An 8,214-nucleotide genomic window follows, 5' to 3' on the forward strand; every position below is an offset into this window, starting at 1 on the left:
ATTACTTAAGATTTTGATTCCTAAGTCTAAAAATATTTTATAACTTGTATCGTATGATCAAAGTTGATATAGAAGAAGAGCGCAAAGAAATCCTTAAACGTTATCGCAAACTTTTGCGACTGGCTAAGCCTTTGCTTAAATCAGGGGATGCCAAGTTGATCAAAAAAGCTTTCAATGTAGCGAGTGAGGCCCATAAAGAAATGAGGCGCAAATCTGGGGAGCCCTATATCTATCACCCCTTAGAGGTGGCACTTATCTGTGTAGAAGAAATAGGTTTAGGCACCACGAGTATCGTTGCGGCACTGTTGCATGATGTTGTCGAGGATACTGACATGGAGTTGGAGGATATTGAAAGAGAATTTGGTGCGAAGGTAGCCCAGATCATCGATGGCCTCACGAAAATAGCAGGGGTATTTGACTATGGCTCTTCTCAACAAGCAGAGAACTTTAGGAAGATGCTGCTCACGCTTTCTGATGATGTGCGGGTAATTCTTATCAAATTGGCTGATAGGCTAAACAACATGCGTACCCTTGATTCAATGCCAAGGCACAAGCAATTGAAGATTGGCTCTGAAACCAAATACCTATATGCCCCACTGGCACACCGCTTAGGCCTGTATTCTATAAAATCCGAGCTTGAGGACTTGCATCTCAAGTTTATGGACAATGAGGCCTATGAATACATTTCGAAAAGAATAAGTGATACCAGGGTTTCCAGAAATAAATTCATCAAAACTTTCATTACTCCCATAGAAAAAGAACTACAGGAACAGGGGTTTAAATTTGTTATTAAAGGAAGACCTAAGTCTGTTTACTCTATCTATAATAAAATGAAAACTCAAAACATCCCTTTTGAAGAGGTGTTTGATTTGTTTGCCATTAGAATTATCATTGATACAAGCTATGAAAATGAAAAAGCTGCTTGTTGGCAGGTGTATTCTATAGTTACTGATTTTTACAGACCCAACCCTAACAGGTTAAGGGATTGGATAAGTACTCCTAGAGCAAATGGATACGAGTCTTTGCATACCACGGCCATGAGTCAGACTGGGCAGTGGGTTGAGGTTCAGATCAGAACCCAACGAATGGATGACATAGCTGAAAGAGGGTATGCGGCCCATTGGAAGTACAAGGAAAAAGAAAATGCCCCAGAAAAAGCAGCCGGTAGCCTGGATGAGTGGATAACCCAAGTAAGGACCTTGTTGGAAAACAATGATGGTTCTGCCATAGAGTTTATGGATGATTTCAGAGGTAACTTATTTCATGACGAGGTTTTTGTTTTTACGCCAAAGGGAGATCTCAAAGTGTTGCCTTTCGGAGCCACGGCCCTGGATTTTGCTTTTGAAATACACACAGAAGTGGGAGGGAAATGTATTGGCGCCAAGGTGAATCAAAAGCTTGTATCTATAGGACACAAACTAAAAAATGGTGACCAGGTAGAAATTCTCACCTCCAATAAACAAAGACCCAATGAAGATTGGTTAAAGTCTGTAGTAACTTCAAGAGCAAAAGCCAAAATAAAGGATGCCCTCAAAGATGAAAAGAGGGGCTTTATGATGGATGGGAAGGAAATTGTTCAAAGGAAACTAAAACAAATGAAACTTGACTTTTCCTCAGAGGTAGTGGAACAGTTGAGAGCATTTTTCGAAACTAAAACTACCTCAGAGTTTTATTATAAAGTTGGGAAAGGAATCATAGACGCTACTTCCATAAAAAGTTTTAAAGACTTTAAGCAGCAGAAAAAGACTAAAAAAGGTCCACAAGTAAGTTGTACGGATGAGAAATCATTTACCAAGGAAATTAAAAACTTAAAAGGGCCTGAACATGATCAATTATTGATTGGTGAGGACATGGATGTGGTGGATTATGTTTTAGCAAAATGTTGTAACCCTATACCTGGCGATGTGGTTTTTGGATTTGTAACTGTCAACGAAGGTATAAAAATTCACAGAACAGCTTGTCCCAATGCACTAGAGCTTATGTCAAATCATGGGAATAGAGTAATTAAAGCACGTTGGACAAGTCAACAACAAATAGCATTTTTGGCTGGTTTAAAGATCATTGGAACGGACAGGGTAGGATTAATCAGTGATCTTACAAAAGTTATTTCCAATGAATTGAAGGTCAACATGCGTTCAATTACGGTAGATTCAGATCGGGGAATTTTTGAAGGAAGCATCAAACTATATGTCGATAGCACCAATCATCTTGAAAAGCTTATCGACAATTTATCCAAAGTACCGGGCGTTCTTAAAGTGTCTAGGTTTGATTAGCGGAGTTAAACCATCCATTTTTAAATAAGAACAGTATATTTGTAAAAAAAAATGAAAGTATGGCTTCAATTGAAAGTCTTTACGAAAAGGTAAAGAAAATATTCACCGCCTATTTGGAAAACAAAAAGCTAAGGAAAACACCGGAAAGGTATGCGATTTTAGAAGAGATATATAGCAGGGGAGGGCATTTTGATGTAGAAGGGCTGTATATCAGTATGAAAAACAAAAATTACCGCGTGAGTCGTGCTACCGTTTATAATACCCTTGACTTATTGGTAGAGTGCGATCTTGTCACCAAACATCAATTTGGTAAAAACTTAGCGCAATACGAAAAATCATATGGGTACAAGCAACATGACCACTTAATCTGCACGGAATGTCACCAGGTTAAGGAGTTTTGCGATCCTCGAATTCAAAATATCCAAAACACGGTAGGTGAAATTTTGAACTTCAATATTATTCATCATTCGCTTTTGCTGTATGGTAACTGTACGGATGAGAAATGTGAACACAAAATCAATCCACCAGCAGAAAAAGTTAAAAATAAATTATAATCGATGAAAGCAGAATTTCATTCCAATATAGAAAACAATTCTTTGCTGCTAAAAATCAAAGGAGATTTGATCGGCGATGATTCAGGACCACGATTGGTCGGGCTGGTTTCAGATGGGTTACAGGATGGTATAAAAAATTGTTTAATAGATCTCAGTGAGGTCAGGTATATCAGTTCAAGTGGAATTGGCGTATTGATTACAGTACTTACCAAAATGAGAAACGCAGGAGGGGAAGTTTATCTTGCATCTCCCTCCGAACATGTCAAAAAATTGCTCATTATCACAAAACTAAACAATATTTTCACCGTGTTTGACACTTTAGACGAGGCGATTCAACACGTTAAATTAACATAAAGCCATATTTGTACAATAAAATCTAGCTAGGAAGTTGTAAATTTTTACAAACATGACAATCTTCACGGCAAATTTTGATAGAAGGCTATAATACTTATATAAAAATACAATGAAAATGGACGTTCTTTTAGGTCTCCAATGGGGTGACGAAGGCAAGGGAAAAGTAGTGGACTATCTAGCGCCAAACTATGAAATGGTAGCCAGATTTCAAGGGGGCCCTAATGCCGGTCACACCTTAGAGTTTGACGGTATCAAACATGTTTTGCATCAAATTCCAAGTGGAATCTTTAGGGAAAATATCCAAAATATTATTGGTAACGGTGTAGTTCTTGATCCAGTAGTTTTGCAGAAGGAAATCAAAAACTTAGAAAAGTTTAATATAGATTTCAATAAAAACATGGCCATTTCTAAAAAGGCCACTATCATACTGCCTACCCATAAATTATTGGATGCAGCTTATGAGAAGTCAAAAGGAGATAAAAAGATTGGTTCTACCTTAAAAGGAATAGGACCGACTTACCAAGATAAAATTGGTAGAGTTGCTTTGAGGGTAGGGGACATGTTATCTCCTGACTTTGAGGAGAAATACCATGAGTTGGTTAATAGGCACAAGTCAATATTGGACTATTATGATTTCAGTTTACAAGATTTACCTGGATTAGAGGCAGATTTCTTCAATGCGGTGTCATTTTTCAAATCACTTAGGCTGGTAGAAACAGAGTTTGAGGTAAATGCCGCCTTGAAATCAAATAAAAAAGTCTTGGCCGAAGGAGCACAAGGCTCTCTTTTGGATGTTGATTTTGGTAGCTATCCATTTGTTACCAGTAGTAGCACAATGGCAGCCGGAGCTTGTACAGGTTTAGGCGTACCACCATCAGCTATAGGTGAAGTTTTTGGTATTTTCAAAGCTTATTGCACCCGTGTAGGAAGTGGCCCTTTTCCTACCGAATTATTTGACAATGATGGGGAGCAAATGCGGAAAGATGGCAACGAATTTGGATCCACTACAGGCAGACCTAGAAGATGTGGATGGTTGGACCTTCCAGCACTTAAATATTCAATCATGATCAATGGGGTGACCCAATTATTTATGATGAAAGCAGATGTGCTAAATGGATTTGAGAACATTAAAATTTGCACCGAATACAAACTAGAAGATGATGATACTACAAAGGGACAATTTTTGAATGGTACAACTGAAGGCATTCAACCTGTCTATGTTACCATGGAAGGTTGGAATTGTAGCCTCTCTGGTATTAGTGACTATGAAGATTTTCCTGAGGCACTTAAAGCGTATGTTACTTTCTTAGAAAAGGAACTACAGGTTCCTATTAAGATGGTGTCTGTAGGTCCAGATAGAAAAGAAACGATACTCAAATAATTTTTATCAATACTTATTTTAAGGCTTCTTCCTAACTATCAGGAAGAAGCCTTTTTTATTTATTTTTTAATTGATTAACTTAAGTCGCTAATGTTCACAATAAACTGCGGCAATTGTAAATACCTTAACCAAAATGGTTCCCAATAAGTGTTAGAGCCAAAAGGCGATAACATGAAGTGGCAGTATTAAAGTAATACCATACAAAAGTAAGGGCTCAAGTGAAGTGTGTTTTTTTTTATGCGCTAAAGAAATGATCAACGCCAGGTAAATTGGATAGTTAATATCAAGGAACCGGCTTCAGGTACAATTATGAAAGGTATTCTTGTTTGTTTTTTAACGCTATTATCACTTTCCACTAAACTGTATGGGCAACAAGGCTTTCCTTATTGTGAATCTTTCCAGGGGGGGATAGAAAGGAGTGAGACCGTCTTAGGTGGGCAGGCTAAAATCTCCGATGGTGTGCTTAGGCTTACAGAGGCTACAGGCGATCAAAATGGTTACGTTTATATCAATATCCCTTTTTCTTCAAGTTTTGGAGTAAAAGCTTCCTTTGAATATTTTAGTTATGGAGGAACAGGTGCTGATGGGTTAACGGTATTCTTATTTGATGGAGCGACCACTGTATTTTCGCCTGGTGCGTTTGGAGGATCATTGGGCTATGCGATGAACGAAAAAGTGGAGGGATTATCCAATGCTTATATGGGGGTAGGTTTTGACAGCTTCGGAAATTTTGGTAATAATACAGAAGGCAAAACTGGTGGATTTCCACTTGGCCAAAATATTTTACATTCCAACGCCATAGTTGTCCGTGGGCCAGGAGATGGGTACAATGGTTACCGCTTTATTACTGGTGTAAAAACCAACGAAGGGGGAGCTTATGGACTTCCTGAAGATCAACGGTTCCCTATTAGTTCTGGTGGGCCAGGTACTAAGAGGGTGACTGACCCTGAGAAAAAGGGTTACCGAAAGGTAATTTTTAAGCTAAGCCCAAAAAATGGGGGGACAGGTTTCAACTTAGTTGTGGAAATGATTTTTACTACTGCTGACGGTAACCCTCGACAGATTACACTAATAGATAATGTGGACTATCCTTACCCTTCACCTAAAACTTTGAAAATTGGTTTCTCAGGATCTACAGGAGGTGAGACCAATATTCACGAAATCAGAAATCTTCTGGTAGAGGTAGCAGAAGAAGACAACCTGAAAAATCCAACAACCAGTGCAATAGAGGCTGTAAATGTTTGTGAAGGACTAGAAAATCAACTGGAAATCCCACCGGGAAAATTCAATTTGCCCAACAAGGATTCACGGGTAAGTTGCCTGAAGTTTTATGAATCGATGAAGGAAATTGAGGATATTGAAACCGACCCCTGTCTTGTGGGAGGTTGTAGTGGAGAAGAGAATACACTGACAGTTCCCCAGGGAACTTTTCGATATTCTGGCGAAGGTGCTTTGTTTTCATTCACCCCCATTCCCGGTTCCACAGGAGAAGATGTCCAGGTATATTTTACCATTACCGACAATTACGGTAAAACTTCTACCGGAAGCTCCTTAAAGCTCAAGGTATTGGATAGTCCCGAGCCAATAAATATTATGGTCAATGACCTTCCCCTTTTGAGTAAGGATGCCTGCCCCAGTGAAGAGGTCAACTTAAGCATTATTACTACGGGCGATATTCAACAGTACAAATGGTTTAAAGATAGTGAACAGTTGGAGGGAGAAGAGGGGGCATCATTAATGGTCAGCAGTCCTGGTCTATACCACGCCATGGTCATTACCAATAATGGTTGTCCCTTGGTCTCAGATGCTATCAACATCTCCTTCCCCGAATTCCCTGATTTGGAAGTGGTAAATACCATTTATGGATGTCATCCAAGTTTATTTCCTGACATAAGGGGCTATATTTCGGATTATGATGCTAATTTATATGATTACCAAGTTGAGGATGAGTTAGGCAATTTTTTCATCAACGAGGAAGTACTAAACCTTAAGAGTGAAGGGTTGTTTTTTTTAAGCGTAAAACCCAGGTCTCTTGAGTGTTGGTCTGAGCCACTTACTTTTAGAGTGAGCCTACCAGATGAGGCATTGGAAGCATTGGCTGATTATGTGTTGAATAATACAGGTAATAAAGAAGAGTCCGAGGATGGTATTTTAGCCATAGACCAAATTCGGTTTATGGATAGGTCTACAGGGAATCCCCAGAAATGGTTTTGGGATTTTGGTGATGGGAACACCAGTGAACAGCGTTCGCCTGTTCATGTATTTGGAGATAAAGGAGAATTTCTTGTGACCTTAACCGTAGAAACAGGGCCGGATTGTGCCGCCTCCTATGAGTTACCCATCAATATCCGGAGAACGTACAGGATTATGTTCCCTACAGGTTTTACCCCCTCGCGACAGGAGGATGATTTTTTCATCCCTAAAATGAAAGGTATCGTAGCCATGGACTTGAAGATATTTAATATCTGGGGGGAGTTTTTATTTCAGACCGAGGCTATAAATGATCCCGGCTGGGATGGACGCCTTAATGGGGAGCCTCTTCCTCCGGGTACCTATATATATAGAGGGGATTTTGAAACGAATAAAGGAGAGCTTGTTACAAGGTCTGGGAAATTTCTTTTGATAAGGTAATGAGAGGGAAAATAATTTTGATCGTTTTGCTATTGAGCATTAAGGTTGGGCTTGTTCAGGCACAGGATATGCAGTTTTCGCAATTCTATGCAGCTCCTATTTATTTAAACCCTGCGTTCACGGGAAGTACAGAATGGACCCGGGTAGGGGTGAATTACAGAAACCAATGGCCAGGGTTAGATAGAAGTTTCAATACCTTCTCTGCTTATTTCGACCATTTTATAGACCATAAAAACAGTGGGGTAGGAGTGATTGCCAATGGTGTCCGTGATTCTTTTTCACAGGTTCAAAACATGGAGATTGGCTTGACTTATTCGTATAGAATCAAACTGGGAGAGGAAAGCTACCTGCATTCGGGGGTTCAAGCTAGCTTTGTTCATAGGAATGTAAATGTTGAAAGCATTATTTTAGGGACGCAAATAGACATAGACAGAGGTATAGTGGTGGGAGATGGTGTCAATTGGGTGACCGATGTGAGTCAGAGGAGTCACGAAGATATCAATGCAGGCTTGTACTATTATGATCAGAGGTATTGGTTGGGGGTGGCTGCGCATCATTTAACGCGTCCTCACATATCATTCCTTCAAATGGAAGACCATAGGCTTCCTATACGTTTCGCTGTTCATGGTGGAGCCACCTTTAATTTATTCAGTAATAATATAGGAGACGTAATCAACAATACTTTACAAGAGAGAACCCTTTCCCTTGCCTTTAATTACAAACGGCAGGGGCTGTTTGACCAATTGGATGTGGGAGCTGAATTCTTTTATGCTCCACTCATGCTGGGAGCCTGGTACAGAGGATTGCCTACCAAGCATAATTTACCTAATAATGAAGCGATAATAGCACTCGTAGGATTTTCATTGCCCAATGATCTGCAGATTGGATATAGTTTCGACTTTACTGTCTCTAAACTGGCTTGGAGGAATAGCGGCGGGGCCCATGAAATATCGATTCGTTACACGATTAGGAATTACAAGTTGGGTAAAAAGCGTGACAGGGATATACCTGGGTTTAAATA

The 8,214-nt window shown here is 39.6% G+C and carries 6 protein-coding genes; all 6 read left to right on the forward strand.

Annotation, left to right across the window (positions count from 1 at the left end; translation table 11 throughout):
- Positions 1 to 53 precede the first annotated feature (53 nt).
- The gene (locus AAC073_RS21580; protein WP_339925895.1) at positions 54 to 2,273 is read left to right on the forward strand and encodes a bifunctional (p)ppGpp synthetase/guanosine-3',5'-bis(diphosphate) 3'-pyrophosphohydrolase; all 2,220 of its coding nucleotides are present in this window, start codon (positions 54 to 56) and stop codon (positions 2,271 to 2,273) included.
- Between the two features lie 59 nt (positions 2,274 to 2,332).
- Complete coding sequence (locus AAC073_RS21585) at positions 2,333 to 2,827, forward strand: transcriptional repressor (RefSeq protein WP_339925896.1); 495 nt, start codon at positions 2,333 to 2,335, stop codon at positions 2,825 to 2,827.
- 3 nt (positions 2,828 to 2,830) lie between these two features.
- The gene (locus AAC073_RS21590) at positions 2,831 to 3,181 is read left to right on the forward strand and encodes an STAS domain-containing protein (protein WP_339925897.1); all 351 of its coding nucleotides are present in this window, start codon (positions 2,831 to 2,833) and stop codon (positions 3,179 to 3,181) included.
- A gap of 109 nt (positions 3,182 to 3,290) precedes the next feature.
- A complete protein-coding gene (locus AAC073_RS21595; RefSeq protein WP_339925898.1) occupies positions 3,291 to 4,562 on the forward strand; it encodes an adenylosuccinate synthase in 1,272 nt (423 codons plus the stop codon).
- A gap of 309 nt (positions 4,563 to 4,871) precedes the next feature.
- Positions 4,872 to 7,193: a PKD domain-containing protein gene (locus AAC073_RS21600; protein ID WP_339925899.1), complete on the forward strand. Its 2,322-nt coding sequence runs from the start codon at positions 4,872 to 4,874 to the stop codon at positions 7,191 to 7,193.
- Positions 7,193 to 8,214: type IX secretion system membrane protein PorP/SprF (locus AAC073_RS21605; RefSeq protein ID WP_339925900.1), on the forward strand; the 1,022-nt coding region annotated here is incomplete at its 3' end. The genes AAC073_RS21600 and AAC073_RS21605, both read left to right, overlap by 1 nt.

Source organism: uncultured Cyclobacterium sp., from assembly GCF_963977555.1.
Taxonomy (GTDB): domain Bacteria; phylum Bacteroidota; class Bacteroidia; order Cytophagales; family Cyclobacteriaceae; genus Cyclobacterium.